At 48.0% G+C, this 20,546-nt stretch carries 16 protein-coding genes and 1 rRNA gene; 7 read left to right on the top strand and 10 right to left on the bottom strand.

Features of this window, described 5'->3' with window-relative positions; genetic code table 11:
* Positions 1-106 (top strand): 23S ribosomal RNA (locus IE054_RS14520); the annotation flags it as partial.
* 1,144 nt (positions 107-1,250) lie between these two features.
* On the opposite strand, the gene IE054_RS14515 is transcribed toward IE054_RS14520, so the two are convergent.
* Together IE054_RS14515 and IE054_RS14510 are read right to left on the bottom strand one after the other, a co-directional pair.
* On the bottom strand, positions 1,251-1,709 hold the full coding sequence (locus tag IE054_RS14515) for an FAD synthase family protein (protein WP_189407647.1): 459 nt from the start codon (positions 1,707-1,709) through the stop codon (positions 1,251-1,253).
* A 156-nt stretch (positions 1,710-1,865) separates the two neighbouring features.
* Positions 1,866-2,372 carry a SixA phosphatase family protein gene (locus tag IE054_RS14510; RefSeq protein ID WP_189407645.1) on the bottom strand — a complete coding sequence of 169 codons (507 nt, stop codon included), beginning with the start codon at positions 2,370-2,372 and terminating at the stop codon, positions 1,866-1,868.
* A 35-nt stretch (positions 2,373-2,407) separates the two neighbouring features.
* On the opposite strand from IE054_RS14510, the gene IE054_RS14505 reads away from it, so the two are divergent.
* The 6 genes from IE054_RS14505 to IE054_RS14480 all read left to right on the top strand — a co-directional run bounded on the left by IE054_RS14505 (position 2,408) and on the right by IE054_RS14480 (position 9,525).
* Positions 2,408-2,995 carry a uracil-DNA glycosylase family protein gene (locus IE054_RS14505; RefSeq protein WP_229805182.1) on the top strand — a complete coding sequence of 196 codons (588 nt, stop codon included), beginning with the start codon at positions 2,408-2,410 and terminating at the stop codon, positions 2,993-2,995.
* 126 nt (positions 2,996-3,121) lie between these two features.
* Complete coding sequence (locus IE054_RS14500) at positions 3,122-4,003, top strand: GT-D fold domain-containing protein (protein WP_189407643.1); 882 nt, start codon at positions 3,122-3,124, stop codon at positions 4,001-4,003.
* Positions 4,004-4,187: 184 nt separating this feature from the next.
* Complete coding sequence (locus IE054_RS14495; protein WP_189407640.1) at positions 4,188-5,873, top strand: glycosyltransferase family 2 protein; 1,686 nt, start codon at positions 4,188-4,190, stop codon at positions 5,871-5,873.
* A 111-nt stretch (positions 5,874-5,984) separates the two neighbouring features.
* Positions 5,985-7,106, top strand: coding sequence for a hypothetical protein (locus IE054_RS14490; RefSeq protein ID WP_189407638.1), 1,122 nt, complete (start codon positions 5,985-5,987; stop codon positions 7,104-7,106).
* 26 nt (positions 7,107-7,132) lie between these two features.
* Complete coding sequence (locus IE054_RS14485) at positions 7,133-7,882, top strand: sulfotransferase family protein (RefSeq protein ID WP_189407636.1); 750 nt, start codon at positions 7,133-7,135, stop codon at positions 7,880-7,882.
* The gene (locus tag IE054_RS14480) at positions 7,882-9,525 is read left to right on the top strand and encodes a hypothetical protein (RefSeq protein WP_189407633.1); all 1,644 of its coding nucleotides are present in this window, start codon (positions 7,882-7,884) and stop codon (positions 9,523-9,525) included. Before IE054_RS14485 ends, IE054_RS14480 begins: the two co-directional genes overlap by 1 nt.
* Before the next feature lie 70 nt (positions 9,526-9,595).
* Here the strand turns inward: IE054_RS14480 and IE054_RS14475 are convergent, their stop codons facing one another.
* From IE054_RS14475 to IE054_RS14435, 8 genes are all read right to left on the bottom strand, one after another.
* Entirely contained in the window at positions 9,596-10,723 is a 1,128-nt protein-coding gene (locus IE054_RS14475; protein WP_189407631.1) for a glycosyltransferase family 61 protein, read from the bottom strand.
* 217 nt (positions 10,724-10,940) lie between these two features.
* Positions 10,941-11,861: a hypothetical protein gene (locus IE054_RS17875; RefSeq protein WP_229805180.1), complete on the bottom strand. Its 921-nt coding sequence runs from the start codon at positions 11,859-11,861 to the stop codon at positions 10,941-10,943.
* Between the two features lie 134 nt (positions 11,862-11,995).
* A complete protein-coding gene (locus IE054_RS14460) occupies positions 11,996-14,290 on the bottom strand; it encodes a rhamnan synthesis F family protein (RefSeq protein ID WP_189407625.1) in 2,295 nt (764 codons plus the stop codon).
* Between the two features lie 97 nt (positions 14,291-14,387).
* Positions 14,388-15,539 carry a polysaccharide pyruvyl transferase family protein gene (locus tag IE054_RS14455; RefSeq protein WP_189407623.1) on the bottom strand — a complete coding sequence of 384 codons (1,152 nt, stop codon included), beginning with the start codon at positions 15,537-15,539 and terminating at the stop codon, positions 14,388-14,390.
* A gap of 1 nt (position 15,540) precedes the next feature.
* Entirely contained in the window at positions 15,541-16,710 is a 1,170-nt protein-coding gene (locus tag IE054_RS14450; RefSeq protein WP_189407621.1) for a polysaccharide pyruvyl transferase family protein, read from the bottom strand.
* Positions 16,711-16,720: 10 nt separating this feature from the next.
* Positions 16,721-17,959: a glycosyltransferase gene (locus tag IE054_RS14445; RefSeq protein WP_189407619.1), complete on the bottom strand. Its 1,239-nt coding sequence runs from the start codon at positions 17,957-17,959 to the stop codon at positions 16,721-16,723.
* On the bottom strand, positions 17,956-19,650 hold the full coding sequence (locus tag IE054_RS14440) for a glycosyltransferase family 2 protein (RefSeq protein ID WP_189407617.1): 1,695 nt from the start codon (positions 19,648-19,650) through the stop codon (positions 17,956-17,958). The genes IE054_RS14445 and IE054_RS14440 overlap by 4 nt, the downstream gene beginning before the upstream one ends.
* A 65-nt stretch (positions 19,651-19,715) precedes the next feature.
* Positions 19,716-20,534: a hypothetical protein gene (locus IE054_RS14435; protein ID WP_189407615.1), complete on the bottom strand. Its 819-nt coding sequence runs from the start codon at positions 20,532-20,534 to the stop codon at positions 19,716-19,718.
* Positions 20,535-20,546: the final 12 nt, after the last annotated feature.

The following is a 20,546-nucleotide window of genomic DNA, read 5'->3' as shown; positions in this document are numbered from 1 at the left end:
TAAGCTCTGGAAGGGTTGTTTTAGACTAAGACGTTGATAGGCAGGATGTGGAAGCGTTGTAAGGCGTTAAGCTAACCTGTACTAATTGCCCGAGAGGCTTAACCATACAACACCCAAGAAGCTTTTTAGCTCTTCACCTACAAGCACTTGCTTTGCAAGTGGGCGTGCAAAACGGTTTAACCGTCGATGTGAAATCGACTGACCATTTTGCTACTCGCTAAACTAGGAGGAGTTAAGAAACATTGAGTGTTGTAGACAAGCTAAGAAATATGTACGTAGAGTAGTGACGTTACTCGATAGATTGAATATCAGACTTTCCCGATTGTTATGTTATTGACGTAAGTCGGTAACAACCAGTTTTGTCTGGCGGCCATAGCGACGTGGCACACACCGCCAGACTCCTAATTCGAAAAAAAAAGAACCCCGCGAACGCGGGGTTTTTTGTTTTTGGGACCAGCACTGACGTGCTACTCCCGCATAGCGAAACCTAACCCCTCGGACGTTGAATCGATGCATTCGGACACATCCATGTGGCGCAGTGCCAGGGCGTACGTCCTGTACGCCCGTTCGTTCCTTTTGAGGTGACGTTAAGTCACCTCAAATTTGCTTCGCAAACCGGAGCCTCACCCATCCCTGGTGCATCGACCAGCTCGCACGTCTTGTGCTCGCGTTCATCACTTTATTCACCACTTCCTTGTGGTTCACCTGCTTACGCAGGCCAGCTAAAGCTGTTCAAACTGGTTCCATACCAGTTTATCGGCGTGCCACTGGCACCCCTCGCTCGCTACGCTCACCGTTCTTCACCCCCATGTGAGAGCTTGCTTCGGTTCAAAAGCGGTACAAGGAGCAAATCGAAGAAGGGCGTCATCCTGGAAAGCGCGCAGCGCTTATCCGGGACTCCTACGTGCAACCGTAGAGTAGCAACGAAGAACATCTTCACCGTGAAAGCGCACATATAGCTTACGCAATAACACCGCCAATAAAACAAAGACGTCATCCTGGAACGTGCGCAGCACTTGTCCGGGACCTCCTTCGTGCAACCGTAGCGTAGCAACAAAGAACATCTTCACCGTGAAAGCGCACATATAGCTTACGCAATAACATCACCAATAAAATAAAGACGTCATCCCGGAACGTGCGCCGCACGTGTCCGGGACCTCCTTCGTGCAACCGTAGAGTAACAACGAGGAACGACACTAGAACGTAAGAATGCCATGTATAGCTTGAGTGGAGCCGCGCGTGCTGGGTTGTTATTTCAGGCTTTCAGTTAGCGACACGAGGTGAGATGCAACGTTTTTTATTTCCTGTAACTTATCGTCAGTAATGGTAGAAAGAACGGTTTTAAGCTCAGTCGTTGAAATGTCTTTGGTCCTTGGAAGGTATAGAACTTGAACTATATCTTCCAGATCATCGAATTTACCGGCCCAGTCATCACCAATTGCGAACGTCGATGCCTTTTCCCGGATCAGATCTGCCCGTTTTTGCTCCCAGCTGTTTTCCTCAAATACATCATCGACGTAACGACAGGACAACAGTATCTCCTTTCTGTCTTCAAAAGGGATAACGATTTCTTTCCCCTTCACTTTATTAAACTCGTCGGTTGATAAACCAACGACAAGCCGATCGCCAAGCGCTTTAAGACGCCTGAGAAGCCGGACATGACCGATATGAAATAAGTCAAATGTTCCGTAGGTGACAACAGTTCTCATCAGGCTATTCCTTTGGAAGTTTCAGTCTGCTTTGTGGGCTAACCCATTTTGTCTATAAACACTGGCGAGCCTCAAACGCGCTTAGTAAAATTCTCTAACCGCATGCTTGAACGCTATCATTAGTGCTACATGTAGCACATGGGGGTGCCCAATTGCTTAGTTTGGCACAGGGATGGTTGTTTGCGAAAACCTGTCTTTATCTTTTCCCACTTCTATTTTATAAAGTACGCCATAGTCATCTTCTTTTATTACGACAACAGGCCCGCCAAGAAGCTTAATTAACTGAGGTGTCGTATTACTGTGACCAACAATAAGTACGTTATGGTGACTGTCACTGACGCTGTCCGCTAAATCCTGAAGCTTGCTTGGATCGTAGTGGGTGATGGGTGTCTTAGTAATGACAGAAGTTGGACGTGCAGTATCTGTCGTTCGCTTATAAGGTGTGGAAAATATTTTCCCTATCGATTGCCGTGTCATGTACGTAGCGAGATTCTCTGCGCGACGGGCACCTTGCTCAGTAAGTCCGGGGTTTGGCCCGGCTGTTTTTTCATAGTGGCGCGTCAGATAGAGCGTCGCGGTTCTGGCAGGAAAAGTAACTAACAGGCAAAGCAATATAACAGTACCTGGCACCGCAAGGTTTGTCGAAGGTCGTCCGATCAGCATTAAAAAAGTATTCCATTTGTCGGGAGAGAAGCAAAGTGTCAGGTATTAAGGTGAATGATGCAACTGAACTTGAACATCGTGCCCGGGCATGTCGGTATTGCAGTGAGTTAATACCGCACCAGCCAAAACCGGTATTTATTCTAAGTCCGTCTGCAAAAATCGTGTTAATCAGTCAGGCTCCCGGGCGACTCGCGCACGAGTCTGGTCTCGCCTGGGATGATACGTCCGGCGATCGATTGCGGGGCTGGCTTGGACTAAACCGGGCGCAGTTTTATTCAAATAACAATATTTCAGTGGTGCCCATGAGCTTTTGCTTTCCAGGCTATCGAAATGGCGCAGACGCACCGCCGCTAAAACCATGCGCACCGCGCTGGCATGATGCGTTTTTGCAAACGATCTCACCATCACTGACAATTTACATTGGCCGCCATGCACAGCGCCACTATTTACCACAGTACAAACGCTTAACAGACGCTGTTGCTGACTGGCAGTCACTTCAACCGGGTGAACTGGTATTGCCACACCCGTCGGGTCGCAATAATCGCTGGCTGCATCGCCATAAGTGGTTCCAGCGCGAATTATTGCCATTTCTGCAAACCCTGGTTGGCAGATATGTATCCTGAGTTAAATATCTGTGGTGTATTGTGCCTGGTTACGCGTCAACCATGACGAGGGTAATTAGCGTGTACAGCCTTAACCCCGTGTGTGAAAATAACGCCAAACTAAAATGACTCCGTTTCCAGATACGCATGCAGCAAAAATCGAATGTTATTGAGGTCTGCTTAAAGATTGAGGCAGCACTGACAAACAGGCAACCACTGTCGGTTATAAGACTGGGTGACAGAGAAGGCGGTATGCTGGCATATCCCGAACTGCTTGGTCGAAGTGCCGTTGATCGGTGTTACAAAGACTGGTTTGGTCACACAGATATCAGCGACGAGGCGTCATATTCAATTGCTCAGCAAATGCGGGACGCAGTGCGACAAGCCGATGTTGTTGGAGTACCGAGAACAAAGCAAACCCAGTTGCACCCGCACTATCAGGCCGTATTTGATGCCGCTGAACATTACAGCCTCATAAAACACGGTACCATGCTCACCGATGCCGCCTTGCATCGCTACCTGCAATTTACGCTACTTTTCAGAAAACTGCTCTGGCAAAGGGATGTGGTTGGCGTAGTATCGCCCAGAGACGTGGCAGACAGCTTGAAGCGTGTTTTTAAAATTGGCGCAGTTGAGCATTATCTGGTACGTGGGCAAAGCAAGTATGAGGGACGTTCAACGCTTCCCCACTTCCCTGATCGGTTTGCACAACTGCAAGAGCAACTTAGTGTTCCTTATCCTGGCGCGCTGTTTCTGGTAGGTGCCGGGGGGCTGGGCAAGATCTATTGCCAGTGGTTAAAGGAGCGCGGCGCCGTGGCCATTGATATTGGTGCCATATTTGATGCCTGGAGTAACGTGAAGTCACGCCTGGTACACCCCTGTCATAGTATCGACTGCTATGCTGACGTGCCTACTATCTCGCTGCCGCAGTCTGTACAGCGTTTTAATGATTTGTGTGATCATTTTCAGTTGGATACGGAGCGCCTGAAGGCGGAGGCTTACCCTGAGTTAGCGGGTGTAACGTGGTAATCGACAACAGGATGGTATTGTGCGGGGGTTAAGGCAATTTTTCAGGCGCTTTGTATGCGGAATCAGACCAGTGGCGAAAAACAACGGAAATGCGCGCACACTGCAAGCTGGCTGGTATCATATAAAAGCAAGTGCGACAGAGCTGGAAAGTACAGTCAACATAAGGCTGGCGCAAGAAAGCAGCTTGGTTCCACTTGTCGAAACATCAGGTGACTGGCTACCCAACCTTCGTTATCGCGGCTACTTTTTTACAACGGGTGGTGTGCTACATACCGAAGGGCTGAAAACCGCAGATGTTGAACGTTTTCCTGCCTGGCAGGTTCGTCTTCGTACCGCTCTGCGAGAAGCACGCAAAAAAAGACCCGCGGCCATGCTGTCGTTACTGTTCAGCTCGACGCAAACACTGTCTGATTATCATCAAAGCGGGTGTCATCAACGGGATGTTCTGGCTTCTCTTTCAGCCCTTTCGGTCACGCGGGAGCAGCAAGATAGCCTTCTGATTGTGGACGGCGCTCAGCCAGAGCGATTAAATCCGGCAATGACCAGCGACGCCACCCGGCGGTATATCATTGTCAGTTTTGACGACATCTGTCTTCATCCGGCTGCCCCGGCAGCCATTGCTCAGGCGGCGCATCGAAACGGGTTTCCGCCCATTCTGTACTCTCAGCATGTCGGCGCATCAGGTGAATGTGTCGTTAAACCTGAGTTTGATCCTGTTTTTTTTGCAACGTATGACTTTATCGGCCCTGCCGTTTTTTTTCGTGAAGACCTCTATCAGACGTTGCTTGCGACACCTTGTAAGCTCTCTGCGCTGTCGCTTTATCAGATGGTTGCCAAGCAGATATCGGCGGGCGAAACACCCGTAAGGATAGACGAATTTCTGGTCATGTCAGGCCGCCAGGCAACGGTGCTCAGTGAAGTATCAACGCATTATCAGACAATGAAAACAGAAGCGTCGGACACAGCTGCGCTTCGTCAGTGGCATTACCCTGTGACCGACGCACCGCTGGTATCGGTGATTGTACCTACTTACAATGGTCTGAATGTACTCAGGCCCTGTATAGAGTCTCTGTTGACGGCAACGAGCTATCCAAACACTGAAATTATTGTTATTGATAACAACAGCGACGATAAAGACACCCTGAACTACCTTAGCTCCGTGGCTACACGAGGTGTGCGGGTCATCAGGTATCCCTATCCGTTTAATTACTCTGCCATTAACAATTTTGCCGCATCAAAAGCGAACGGCGACGTGCTATGTCTGCTTAATAATGATGTAGAAGTGATTGAGCCTGACTGGCTAAATAAAATGGTGTGCTGGGCGCGTCTTTCTGATGTTGGCGCTGTAGGTGCGAAGTTGCTGTACGGCAGTGGAAGAATTCAACATGCCGGTGTGGTTGTGGGTATGGGGAACGCGGCAGGCCACCTGCATCGTCTTGAGGAACATGAGCAGACTCACCACGGTCATCGTATTTCCCAGAACCAGATGATGACTGCAGTCACCGCTGCCTGTTTAGTTGTGGAACGAACAAAATTCGACAAGGTAGGAGGCCTGGACGAAAAGCACCTGGCGGTTGCCTATAACGATATCGATTTGTGTCTTAAGCTGAATCAGTGTGGCTACCAAACACTCTATTGCGCTGATGCAGTGTTGTATCACCACGAGTCAGTTTCTCGCGGAGATGATCTGTCAGACGACAAGATCAAACGGTATATGCGCGAGCTAAGATATTTTCAAAAAAACTGGCGGGTAAAACAGTTAAAGGACAGGACCGTATCTAAGCATTGGGACCGGCATATGGAGCGGGTTCCCAAACTGACCGCGCCGGTCGACGCTTTTACATGCAGTGTGGAGAAATTGTCGTCGTAACGACAATGAAAATTGGCCCCGCTAAGTGTTATACTGCGCGGGTTTAACCGCATATTGCAAGCCTCATTGTGTAGTCTTTGAACATATTATTTATTTGTATAAAAGGGATCCGTGAAGTCGCTCATTATTCATGCCGGTCTGCATAAAACCGGCTCAACCAGTATTCAGAATTTTTTAGGTCAGTACCGAAAAAAACTGGCAGCACATGGACTCACTTATCCTAAGTTTTCGTATGGGAAAGAAACATTTCATAATCACTCCGCGCCGTTGCGGTTAGCGTTTTCAAAACAGCCCGGAAAACTATTTTATAAAAACCTTGCCGATGCCGATCCTCAGGAGGCGGCTGCACATTTTCATCGGCAATTCGAAGTGCTAAGAAATACGGAAACACGGATATTACTGAGTGCAGAGGGCTTTTCTCAGTTTACTGAAAGCGAATTGTCTGCGTTTTTAACTTTTTTTGAAGGCTGGGATATTCGGGTTCTGCTGTATGTAAGGCCAGCCTATTCATACCACTGCTCAGCAGTACAGGAACAAATTAAAAATGGCAGGTCGGTCAGCGTTGCAGCGTCTTTGGTAAGCCGAAGTGCAGATATTGTTAAGCTTCAGTCAGTGTTTAGTAATATTGAGTTTTTTCATTTTCCGGATGCGTGCGCGCGATCAGGGCCCGTAGGGCATTTTGTTGAGCACCTGAATTTACCGCTGCCTAAACAGTCAGATGCCAGAGACAATGTGGGCCTGAGTAATGTGGCCGTACGCATTGCAAATCATGTCAATGCGGTGATTCCAATTCGTAAGAATGGAAAGTATAACCCCCAGGCTGCAACATTTAATGCTAAAAACTATTCTCTCTCAGATGGACCGTTTAGACTGACTGAGCAGGAACTGGATAACATTCGCGATGCCGTAGAGAAAGAAAATGCCGCGCTAACCACGTTGACTGGGCTTAATTTCAGCGGCGAGACAATGAAATGTTCCTCACACAGAAAACTTACGTTCAAACAACAAGTAACCATTATTAGCGCGCTGCAGCGCACGTCGCCTGATATTAAAGTGCTCATTGAGCGTTTCCTGATAGAAAATGCGTATATTTCTCCACAGTTGGCTCAAAACAGGCTATATACAAGAATGACTGCCACAGCATTCAATGTCCCCGGAAAAGTAAACAGAAAATGGCGGGCAGCTGTGCGACGTTTGAAGTCCTCATTAAGATTAGGCGAGCCTCGCAACTGAGTAATGCTAATCCAGAAGGCGGTGCGATGACTAACAGCCAATCAATGAAAAAAGTTAACCTTTTTATCCTTGGCGTGCAAAAAGCAGGAACCACAGCGCTCGCCGAGTTCATTAGTGCGCACCCTGACGTGTGTCTTGTTAAAGGCAAAGAGGCCCATGTCTTTGATGACCCTGACTATCACCGTAGCGCAGATAAAGCGGGATATGCACAGAAAAAATATGACGCCAGGCTGTCGCATTACAATGGAGAAAAATACCTCTGTGATGCTACACCCATTACATTGCTTCACCCCCGCTTTATTGCTGAATGTGTGTCGTATAACCCTGATGCAAAATTTTTGGTGATGTTAAGAGATCCCGTCGCTCGCGCATACTCTCACTATCAGATGAGTAAGCGCAGGGGGCTGGAGGAGTTGTCGCCACTGCGTGCGTTTTTGACCGAGCCATGGAGAATGAAAAACTGGAAAGAAGCGTTGCCTTACGCCCCTTTTGAACATGCATACCGGGATTTTTCTTACCTGCTCAGAGGGTGCTATAAGCGACAACTTGCTGCCCTTTATGATGCAGTCCCAGCCAATCAGGTTTTACTGCACAAACAGGAGGATCTGATCCGTCAGCATCATGAAGTAATGGCCAAGACGTTTAGCTTTTTGGCGCTGCCACAAGAAAACATAGCGCCTAAACAAGTCTTTGAAGGGGACTATAAAGAATCGATCCCCTGGGCTGCGCAGACCTACGCTCGACTGTATTTCTTATTTCACGGAGAACATTACTAATGGCGCAGGCGCTATCCCTGCTCTCGGTTCCAGGAACAGATAGCAGGCGTTTCCTACAGACATTACAAACGTGCCTGAGTAGTGGTACAGATATATCCCTGACTGAAGCCGCCGAAGTAGTAAACCAGCCCCACGGTGGCGAAGTGGAGCGGCTGGGTATTTTTCTTTGTGATCCGGCGGTAAGGCTAAAGCAATCCTATGACGGCTTGCGCCAACAGGGAAAGGCCACAGGCACCTTTGCAGATTTTTATTCAAAGCCTGCCCGGATAAATTACTTGTCTAAACAGCTTGCCGGGCTGGATATATCTTCACTTGGCTTTGTGGGACTTCAGGAGTCTTATGCGAAGTCGCTGTTAATGGCTGAGATCTGGACCGGGGAAAGGTTGTCGACTGTTTCGCCTACGAAGGTGAAATGCGTAAGTCACCAGGTTCTGGCTACGATAAGTACGGAGGACTACGCAGAAATTCAGCGTATTCATGCGCAGGACTATACGTTATATGCGCAGGTGAAATCCGTCTTTGAACAGTGTTATGAAAACTACCAGCGGCAGACAGACAAGAGCAATGTTACGGATAAACGACTGCTGTTGCATTTAGGGCCTCCTAAAACAGGCACTTCTGCGGTCCAGTCCTGGCTACTTAAAAATCGCAGTATGCTGCGGCGCTCAGGTATCGAGTATCCTCAACATCACTTTGATGAAAACGGCATTAGCTCAGGCAATTTCACGGTGCTCCTGTCTAATACCGGTGATGACAAGTGGGCTTTTGATGATGATAAGGCGAGCCGGCTAGTGGGTGATTTTGCACGGTCTGATGACAAAACTCTGTTGCTTTCCTCTGAGCACTTTTTTTATTCGTTGCCATGGCTTTTTAGCCGTTTTCCATTGGCACACTATATCTTTTATATTCGCCATCCACTCTCACTGCTGGAGTCTAACTATCATCAGCATGTTAAGCGACACAGAGCAGATTATGAGTTCCTACAACAGGACAAAGCTACCTTCGAACAACTTTCTGCAGTAAGTGATATTGCCCGTCAGTTTTCAGTCAGCGTTACTTACAGATACCTGGAACGTTCGTTATTGGTTAACGGCAGCTTGATAGATGATTTTTTATCGCTGATGTCCCTAAGCAGTGAGTCTGCTGATAAAAGTAAAAAAGTGAATACGCAGTACAGGTCCGGTGCGCTTGAATTAATGCGAGTTTGCAACCGCTTTTTACAGTCACATGTGATTGATGAACTGGACAGGTTTTTGCAGTTCGTGAGTGAAAGTCAGCCAGCATTTTCACTTATTGAGCCTGATAGGGTTGTCACTTTTCAGCGTCAGTTAGCAGAGCAGGCGCGGTTACTTACTAGTGGAGATAAGCAATTAGATGCGGACAAACTACAAACATTACTAAGTCAGTATACTCAGCCGGAATACTTGTCAGAAACGGCGCGCATCGAGGATATGCAGGAATGCTTGCGGTTACTGGCTGAATGCAAACCAGCACTGGCAAGATCCATATTAGAGCAGGCCAAAAAATACCATGAGCAGAAAGTCGCCGAGCAGCTTAGCGTATATGTCAGCGCAAAATACAAAAACTATCACTTTCCTTTCTTACGAAATTTAACAGCCCGTATTCGTCGTTACTTTCGGTAAAATTGACAAAGCTTTATATCAAAGCAGCTTTCTGCCAACTGGCAATACATAGTTGACGTAAGTCAGCCGATCACTTGGCCAACTCGCCAATATCTCGTATTTTTTGTTCCAGCATCGGCTTATCAACAAAGAAATTATTGAATCTTTGATGACTCTCGCTTTCTTTACCAACTTTGCCGCACCTAAGCTCAAACCAGTTTATGTTGGCAGCGCAGGCCAAATTGAAAAAGAAACGATCGCCAAACCAGTCAGGAGAGAGCGAAAGAATCGAGGCCCCATCAGGCAGAAATACCATATTAGTCATATCGCTGCCAAGCGTTGCGACTACTGATCGGGCGCGCCCCCAGTTTGCAATCTGACTATCGAGGTTCGCGTGCGCCTGAGTAAAAGGTTGGTAATGATATTGCTCCAGTAACGCTTCTACTTCTGACCGGTTTTCTATTTCTCGCTTCTTGAGTCGTTTAATAAACAACCTGTCCACTTCATGCGTGTTCTCTAAAAGTATGTCAACAGACCTGAGGGCGTCTAATGCCCACGGATGAATAAACCCGGATTTCGGTTCAAACAAAAAGTCCAAAATATATACAGATTTAAACAAGTAGGAGGTGTTACTACTTAGTGGAATTATTGAATCTCTATCTATACCGTACGCATTCAGTAACTTTCCCTGACTCATGTTTAAACTGCAGAAGCCTTTCGGTAACGCTATTTTTATATGTGGGAAGTGCTTTTTAATGAATAAAATTTTGGGGAAGTTTTGAATAAGGTGATGGCCCCAGGTGCCTCCTCCTTCATTGTGAACGACGAGCACAGATTCATGCTGAAATTCGTAGGAAATATTATCAATCGTCTTTGAGATTTTTTGCTGAGACCAGTTAAGAGCGTCATTATGCTTAAATGACCCAAGCCCACCCTTCAAAATAGTGTCTGTATAAACGTATTCTTCATCAAAAGTGAGAAATGCGTCAGTAACAAATGCATTTTCAATCTGCCGTAATTTTACAGAAGGAAAGAGGACGTTTTCAGGAGGAAGCGGGCGACTAAAATCTTCTCTGGATTCGGAGTCCGAGCTGATATCTTTTACAAAATCTAAATCGTATCTCTGTTCTACCGGAGACAGCACCTCTACGGGATCGCCATAGTCTGGCTGGTTGAACTGATTTAATACCTGTAGGTCACTAACTTTTGATAAGTTCATAAATAATTTCTTAAAAGGCTTCCTGATTGCTAAAACGCTCTACTGTCCCCAATGTAAACAAGGTTGTGCATTCAAGCAGTACGAGTCATCCTGCCGGACAGAAACAGCGCATATTTGTCGGCAGATAGTACGGTAGATCCTGCTAAATGCAAGGCTTGCAGAAAAGACAGCTGGCAATCGCTGGCAAAGCCAGGTGCCAGCTATCATGTATTGCCTGCTACAAAACATAACGTGTCAGTGCGCGCGCTAAGGCTGCACGTTCGCGAGGGGCTGTGTATTTTTTTGCCGTCCTATTACCAAAGGACTTTCGGATACGGCTTTCAATTCTGCTCTTATTCAGGGCCGAAAGTGTTGCCTCCTGAATTGCCGCATAGGAGTATTCACACAAATAGCAGTTGTTCAGCGCATTGCTGTATTCGGTATTTGCGATACAGTAGGGAACAACTGCCGCTTCACTTAGCCACATAGCCTCAATACCTGGCAGGTAAAAGCCTTCCGTATCGTTAGGTAGTGCAATTGTTACTCTAGCAGATGACATAGCTGCTGTGACTCGTTCGCGCTCAACGGTATGGCTATATTGGGTTACCGATTTGCCAGAGTCTTCCAACCACTGGAAAAGCTGTTGGCCAAGCTCAGGCTTTTTATTAGCGAGAATAAAAACATCATTTTGGACATTGCCCAAAGGTATTGGTAATTCATGACCCATCGGTATGACAATACAAGGACCATTTGCATAAGGCTCAATGGCGCGCTTTACGGCTTGCGACACACACAGGCGAATCGCTGGATACTGTAAGTATGAAAAAAGCGTAGAGTCCGGTTCTGCATGGCGTACATGCTGAATTAAATTGATGATTGTGTGCTGAACACTGTTTTCGTTGTTTGCAAGGTAAGGCTGCCAGTCTTCACCGGCAAGAAAGACCACATCTGTGTTCTGGGTATCGAACTGTGCTTGATAGGTAACACCGCAAATTTCGTCAAAAAGCGTTTTATTTGTGGCGGCTTTATTACTTAGATATAGCGATGGGCGCCATCCGAGCGCCAGAAAGTGATCAATATAATCGCGGACTTTCTGATGCCCGCCTGTATAACCATGATACCTTCTGTGAAACGCTATACGTTTTTGTGCAGGTTGCATGACGCTCACTGTCTCTATGTACCGTTGAACCTTGCCAGAGTACTTCGGTGCAAAGTAACTGACTAAGAGCTCCGAACAAGTATGTTTCTATTATCTCAGGCAGCTAAGCCTGAGTCTCCAGAGAAAGTATGCTACTAAAGCATACTGATAAATTCACTTCGCATCCCTGTATTTTGAGCCGCTATACTTATTAGGCGTTCAATAGCATGCATGGTGGTGCCGTCGGTCTGGCCTGATTCATCTGGGAAGTCTTCAAGACGCCAATTATAACGGGTGAGGGGCGTCAGCGCATCAGGCCGGTACCAGAACATGGAACCTGCCGGAAATTGGGGAGCGGATTCCGGTAGCGGTAATCTGAGCTGTTTGGCGAGCCTCTCCGTATCTTCACGGTTGTTACCCCAGTGGATATCTTTGACGATAGCTGGGTGGTAAGGCGGCAACAGGATGCCTGTCTTAGCCTTGCTTTGTAATGCAGAGACAATCTGGGAAGTGTGCTTCTTATCGCCCACCAATGCCCACAGCAATTGTAGACGCCAGCCAGACAAATGAGGTGCGTGAGGCGTTGACTTCGTATGTAGCTTTAGCACCCAGTCGCAGTCGGATAAGCGTGGGCAGGCCTGCATTAACCATGGGGCGATATCCCTGCCACGGTTTTCAACAGTAAGAATGTCACTGGTAGACGGCAGTATCTGTTCAAGGTAGGTCTTATCGTGTATCGAGCAGGTCACAACGAGTCGGAATGTCTGAGGAATATTTCTTAAAAAGGCCAGGATTTCCGGTACCAGGTGTCGATAGTACACATGAAGATGAACGCCAATACAGGCATCTGCACCTACCTGTTCCTTGCTTAAAAGTGCAGGTAACTCTGTGTTTGCAGATAAGGCACCATACATTTCTGTTTCAAGCACTTCGTGCGGCCAGTACCGCTCAAGGTGCGCAAACAAATAGTCCTGCAGGCATTGCCCTTGTTTTTCACTAAGCTGCCCCAGCGCAGATGAAAGCCAGGCAGGGTTATTGCGTCGTACAAACATGTACCGTACAAAATAGTCATCCAGAGCTTTACCGTGCTCTGGCTCATTAGTGAGTACATCAACCACATCCATATACCGAGTAATGGCGGGCATTTCATTCGTATTACGCTCATTCTTCTGCGTACGTTGTTCGTAGGATTTATCGCGATCAGCAAGGCGTTTTTGCGCAGAAACAATGGCCGGCTTAGTTGCATCCAGCGCTAATGCTTCGTCAATGAGTGCCTGAGCGTCTTCGTAATTCCCTTCTTCAGTAGCAACGTCTGCCAGCCTGGCAAAAAAGGTGGCATTGCCTGGGGCCATATCTTTGGCGTTCAGATAACACTGCCTGGCCAGACGTAGCTGCTTTTGAGAGAGATACAAATCGCCTAAATACATCACTCGCCAGGGGACAGGTTGTAGCGTAATTGCCCGTGTTATTGCAGCCTCAGCCACCTGATTCTGGTTACAGGCGTTGGCGATCTTATATATGGTTTCCCAGCTTTTAGCATCCTCACACGGCATCGTCATCAACGTTTGCCAGGGGAATGTCGCCGCTTTCTCTGCAGGTAATGCCTGCAGTACGGCCAGCGCTTCTGATATCGACAGTCCATCAATATTTACCTGGGCGCTTATACGCGCAGGCTGAAAGCTACTATTCTGATTACCGGGCTTACTCAATACGTGCGGGCTGCTTAGCTGAACCGTCTCGTGGCTTGCCGTGACACCACACTGGTGAATAAGTTGTTCCTGTACATCGTCACACTCGGTCTGCAGATCGTTGGGAAGCATCTCGAGCAGTGAAGCTGGGATCGTACTTTGCAGCAGCGAATTGTCGAATGACGTCGACAAGCTGAATAATGCTTCAGGAATGCCTTTTTTGCGTGCCTGCGCAAAAAGTGACGCAGACTGATTCAGCAACGATGACAAAGGTAAAAGCAGCGTATTATTAGGTGCGCTATCCATCCATTGCAGCATGGCACGAGAAGATGCAAGCCACAGCCGGGCGGCCAGGTCAGGGGATTGCCAGAATGCAAAGTCCAGTTCGCGCTGCTGCATAGGACAGGTGTAGTGCAGCAACTCCCGGCTGTGCCGTTTTAACAGCGACGATACACAATAGCGCCAGTCCCGGTACACAAAAATGGCTTTTACACGGTTGTTAGTTGCGTGTTGCCAGGCGTCAAAAAAATGCACTGCGCGGGGATCTTTCACACCGATATAGGGCGCATCGGTATCCGACCGGACATTTATGTAGTCGGTCAGCTTGCTCTGCAAAAATGTCGGTACCGTTAACTGCGTGTCAGTACAGCGCCAGTCGTAGCCATTTGCCCCGAGCATCTGATCGTGGATCTTTACCAGTGCATGATCTTCAAAATGACCCTGCTGGTTAGCAAAGCTGGCACCCATAAGGTTATCACCCATATGCGTGCCATTTTGCATTAATGTACTCGCCAGCAAAGATGTCCCGCTGCGGTGAAATCCGCTAATTAGGTAAAAGGGCTTTGTGGCGGTCATCATATCAGCGTAACAGGGCTGCGAATTTTTTGCTGGGGGTCAGCCCATTTTGTGTGACGAAGTCAAATGTGCGTCTGGCCAGATTAAGACGATTGTCGTCGTAGGCATCCCAGTCCCAGTTTTGAACGGTGTCTAACAATGTTTCCAGCGAAGGATTGCGCTGAAAGTCGCGCGCGTGCAGGGTTGGGATCTGCATGGTTTCACAGAGTTCTTTGGTTCGTGAATCTATGTGCAGACAAACAGCAGGAACGCCAGCTTGTAGCGCTATCTGGCAACCATGGATGCGGGTACCAACAACAAAATCTGCTTTGGATATGTCACTAAACCACTGCGGGATAGACAGGTACGTCGTGGCGTGTTGACGAAACCAGTTATGCATGGAGGGCGTGGCGTCACCAGGGAAAAAGGCGTCACGCACATCTTCTACGTCGGCCTCTGAAACATCATCAAGCCAGTTCTCAGCCAGGCAGATAAGATTTTTGGGGCTTTGCACGACATACCGGCCACCATGTGTATTAATCAGGCCAATAAGAAACTGTTCCAGCTTAGCCAGGTTTTTAATGGCGGGGTTGCCAGCAGTAACGGTGACCCCGTTTTTCAGTGTGGGGGTTAAGGCCTGGCTCTTGCTTTTCAGTAACTGCCCTAATTGCTTGTTGTTACTTAAAAAGTGAGAAGGGCAGCCAAGCGGCACCGCTTTATCGCCAAGGCCAAGACGCTCGAATACTTTATGGGTTAAGTCACCCCGCACCGAGACATTGGCAACATCAGAGCGTTCACACAGCAATTTAAGCCATGCCTTTGAGGCGTCCGGAATCTTTTCAAACGACGTATCAAAATCATCACTTAACTGAAATTGTGCGCCCAGCCCCATTGCAACGGCATGAACGTTCACCCCTTCCAGCTTAGGCCCTGATTTCATCAGGTCCATATGTTTGCCGATATTGTTTGCCATGGGCAGCAGCAACGTATGCCCGGCACTGTTTAGCGTGTCTGCTGGCGTAGACCATTTTACATCTGCGCCATCAAGTTCAATCAGTTGCTCCAGCGTATAATTGAACAATAAATTTCCGGTATTGCCGGATGCGGCTCTGACCAGTTCGTTATAGCCCGTAACCAGCTGGTTGTTACCGGACCCAAGCCCCATTAAATTTGCCATGCTACTGCTCTTCCTGTGATGTTGCGAGTTGGGCGATAGCCTGGTTCACCGGCAGGTTGTTGCCCTCCAGGAAACGCTGATAATTAATTGCATTTTTGGTGCGTACAGCATCGTAGTTGTCTGCATCGGCCTGTTTCCAGCGGCTTGCCTTTATAAGCTCATCCGCATTCAAATCGTCAATGTCGGTATACCGCATCGTGGGGATCCCGGTGGTAAGTGCCAGCTCTTCAGTGCGTGAATCGATGCTGATCACTTTTCCGGGCACACCGGCCTGAATCGGCAGGGCCACACCGTGGTAACGGGGGCCAATAGCCAAAGTGAAATGACGTGAGTAATGCATCCAGTTCTGGGCATCCGCAAAGAACACAGAAAAACTTTCAAACCAGGCCTTAATCTGCTCCCAGTCTCCGATTCGGGAGTACACTTTCTCAAGTCGTTCAATCTGATTCATTGGTAACGCGCCACCTTCACCCAAAGCAAGCTGCAGTAGTGCCTTCGGGTGCTGGAGAATATAGTCACCGCGATTATTTTCAACAATCTCAGTAAGGGTGTTTTCAATACTCGCCGATGGGTGCCACGGGTTTCCTGCCGCAGTCATAATACGCTCATACCGCGCACGTTTCTGGTGCTGTAAGCAGCGTTTGCCGAGATTGAGTTCTGTTGAAATAAACTGCGACGGGCAGCCAAACGGTGATGACTCAACACCGTAGTGTGCGACAACTTCACTGGAAAACTCACCGCGCGTAATAATGTTAGGCTCATCTGCATTAGGACGAAGCGACTTACTTAACTGAAGGAACTGTTTGCTGCCTTCAGGAATGTCCGGAATGTTACCAATATTGTCACTTTGTGCCCCCAGACCGATGAACGTAGTGGGCAGGTCAAAACTCTGCAGGCGTTCAACCCAGCCCTTAAGGTCTACATGCGCACCCATCTGATTAGCGCAACAGATAACAAGCTGATCATAGTGTTTATTAACAAGTGCTGGATTATCGCCCCAGTTAACAATGCCAAAGCTGTCACCCAGAATATTCTTAATACCCTGCACAAAGGCGACATTGCCCGTATTACCGCCGGTGGCGCGCATCCACGCCTCCGAGTTTGCTGTCGCCATGTCTTTGGCTACAAAATCGTCGATGTTTACGAGGTTCGTGATCACCCCAATTTTCATATGATGTTTCCTAACTACCGGTTGCGCTGATATCGCTGAATAAAGATTCTAACAGGGCGATATGTTCGTTTTCTGCGTTGTGGTTAATGGCAAGCTTCTCTTGCCAGTGTTCGAATACGTCTGGATCTGTGGCTTTGACAAGTGCCGCCGCAAGTGACGCGGCGCTACGAGCCTCAAAGGTTAACCCGGCTTTGTTTTCAATTTTCTCTTTCATGCCGCCGATATTAGAGCCGATTAGCGGTCGGCCAAACTGCATTGCTTCCTGGATAACAACCGGTGAATTTTCCCACCAGATTGAAGGAATAACCACCCAGTCACACTCTGCAATTCTGCTGGGAAGCTGCTCTGCTTCATAAGGGCCGCGTATATCTACACAGTCTTTAGTTTGAGCCAGCAAGCTTTCTACCCGTTCACGGAACTCGGCAGGTTGCTTATCCAGGTTGGCACCGTGCACATCAAGGTGGATTTGTGCTCTGATATCCGGCGGCAACAGGGTGATGGCATGCAGCAAAATATCCAGCCCTTTATAAGGGTTTATTTGCCCAAAGAAGGCAAACTTTCCTCGCTTTCCATTTTCGCTAATCTGACGGGGCTCAATTGCGCTGCGGGGCGGCAAAACGTTTTCAATAACGTGCATTTTTTCTACATCCAGCCCCCAGTCTACATAACGCTTGGCCAGGAAATGGCTGGGTGAAATGAATTCATCGACATGAGAGAACTGGTCGAGCAAATACTGTTTGCGTAATAAAAAGTCGCCTGGTGAGTTACTGGGAAAGCACTGGTGGCAATCGTTTGCTGTCGCTTTGTAGCAAAGCTTCAGTGTCTCGCGTTTTACCATCTGGCCGTTGTGCATGCACATCGCCATAAACTCATGCAACGTGAATACAATTTTTGTATCAGGCAGGGCCTGACGGATTGCGGCAAAAAGCTCGATCCCCATGTGTGCATAATGGTGTATGTGCACAACATCCGGGCTGTATTCACGCAGTAGTTCGGCTAAATCTACAAACAGTGGTTTTAAATGACTGCTGCTAAGCGTGAACCACTCCGTCATCGCTGTGTGCAGCAAAACTTCGTTACCCCGGCTTGAGAAGGTGGAGCCGCCGTGTGACTTTGCATCGGTTCTGGCGATATATAAACAGTCGAAGCCTTTATGTTTCAACAGCGTGTAGAGGTTCCACGATGCGACTTCAGCGCCCCCTTTACTAAGCTCTGGATGGCCATGCGAAATGAAAGCTACTTTTTTCATTTTACCCTTTCCTCGTGCATAGACTGAAGTGTGTCCTTCCAGCGTTCATTAAACAGCACTGCATTTAAAATGGTGATATTGTGTTTCCAGCGCCCTGGTGACACCAGATTCTGCGATTGCCGCTCAAGATGGTAGAGCTCAGCATCCCGCCGAATAACGTTCTTCTTACCCTGCTCAAGGAGCTTCAGGCACAGGTCTGAGTCCTCAAAATCGCCAAGTACATACGCAGAGTCAAATCCGCCTACGGCGTTAAAGTCTGTTTTCTTAACTGCCCAGCAAGCGGCTGTCAGCAGTTCGCATTCGGCTTCTTCTGCAGGGAATGGAGACAATGATTTCATCCAGCCTTTACGCGGATGATCATTGAAAAGCAGGCCTGGGTATTCAGTAATTGTCATAGGGGCCATGCCGTCATGCTGCAGGGTGTCGTCCTCGAACAGAAGCCGGGCTCCCACAATACCGGTGTCTTCGCGGGATACACTTTCAAGCATTTTATCCAGCCAGTCATCGGACTTAGGTAAAATATCAGAATTTACCAGCAATAAGGTGTCGGCAGTGGCATGTTCTGCGCCAATATTATTGGCTTTGCCAAAGCCGACATTATGCGAAAGCTGGAGAAGGCTAAATGGCTGTTGTGATACATATTCCATTTCTCGGGCCAACTTAAGGGCATTGCCTGCTATTTTTGGGTCGTCAATCACATAGAGAATTTCGATGTCCTGGTACTGTGGCCGACGTCCAAAGTAAGACAACTGGTAGCGCAAAAAGTCGTATCGACCATAAAGCGGGATAATCATAGACGCACGAGGGCACTCAGGCGCCTGCCCGAAGTCAATACGGGTAACAGAAGCGGTTTTATCGCCTGGATAAATCTCACGCAACATAGGGCCGAAAACCGAGGCCTTGCTCAGTTGCTTTGGAACGTGACTCTGCCAGTTGTTCAGCAGCCGCATGGCGTTAGTCATAGGGTCATCGCTGGCCGCATAAACATGCTCTATGGGAAGCTTAATGCTGTTTTCGTTGAGGGTGGCACACAACGTCAGGTTGCTGTTCTTACCTACACGCGTATCCACCTTCATCAGAAGAGCGAAGCCAGTATGTTTGAACATGTCGCTCTCGCCATAGGTCTCTACCACATCACGGCGGTGATAGCGGGTGATATCCTCTACGTCAGCAACCACGAACCCGCGGCCATCTACCAGCGACCAGTCAGTCGCGTTCTGACCATCCGTCAGCCATCCAGATACGAAAATAAAATTTGGTGATACGATGGCATATTCACAACTGCCTTTGACCCCGGTTTGTGTGACGATATTAGAGGCAACGTTGCCGGTTTCACTTTCCAGTCCGGGATCCTGGCCTTGCAACGCCAGTGACCGTTTTTCCTGCCTGCCATTACTAAGGTGCGCAACCAGTTTTAGCTGGCTGAGCTCTTTATCGGTATTGCAAAGTAACTGAAAGCCGGTTCCCCCTCTGCCGGTTGCCGCTTTCACATCATCCCTTGGTATGGGACTGCGCTTTACGTCAACAGCGTTACCATTTTCATCTTCAATAGCCACTGATTTCACGCCATCAGTGAAATACCAGCCAATAACACAATAGCCTCCAGTGGTCTGGGAGACAGTGTCAACTGTGAGCGGCGAGCGCTCTGGTCGGCCGAGGATCTTTTTAACGAGGGATTTCACCTTCTTCACATGGTTTCCTTGTTGTTCCGATGAAAACTGACGTGCCGGATTTTAGCACAACCCTGCAGACGCCACTATGGTGTGAGTGCCTTGCAAACTTCTTCATAAGAATAGAAAGGGGAAAGGGCGCTAAGTTCATTGATATGTGAACGTAATTTGTCCTTGTGCGCGGACTCGAATTGTCTGTGCTTTTGGGTCAGTTCCTGATGCTTAGTATGAATAGCCAGTTCATTGAACAAACGCTGACCTCCGGATAGAAGAATATCCTCGTAACGAACTACCGGAATACCTGCACTTAAAAAATTCTGGGTAAACCAGTGATAAATACTCAGCTGCCGGCTGAGATTACATTCCATGCTATTGAGCAAACGTTTCAATGCCGGATCAAACCGTTCGCCAGCGGGAATGTGGCCCTTGTTTACCGGTAGGTCGACTTGCATCCAGGACAATAAAACATTGACCGGGTTACGAACAATACCAACCACCGGGAACTGCTTTTGTAAGTCAGGCAGCAGGGAAGTAAATAGTGCATTTTGCTTGATAAAAAGGGGGATATCTTTACTGCATGGCGCCAGCGTAATGTTACCGCGTACAGCCTGTACTTTTCGTATACCTGACGCGTTGTTTTCAGCTACCGGGTTATCTAACGCAATGCTGTTTTTATCACCATGTTCGAACGGAAGACCGTTTGTGATCTTGTGCTCAATATCGTGTATGCGTACAGCGACTTCGTCAATTGCCTGCTGGCAAGACGTAGCGGTGAGCTTTTGAGGATTAATCGGCTCATGTAACGCCAGCGCTTTGGTACTTTTATTAATTAAGTAACAACATAGCGTGGTTCCCGAACGGGGAATGCCGGTTAGAAGTGTAATTTTTCGTTGCATAACAGACATAAAAAAGCCCCC

Source organism: Alteromonas halophila, assembly GCF_014651815.1.
Taxonomy (GTDB): domain Bacteria; phylum Pseudomonadota; class Gammaproteobacteria; order Enterobacterales; family Alteromonadaceae; genus Alteromonas; species Alteromonas halophila.
Note: the sequence above shows the minus strand (reverse complement) of the source record. Positions and strands in the feature narration are given on the sequence as shown.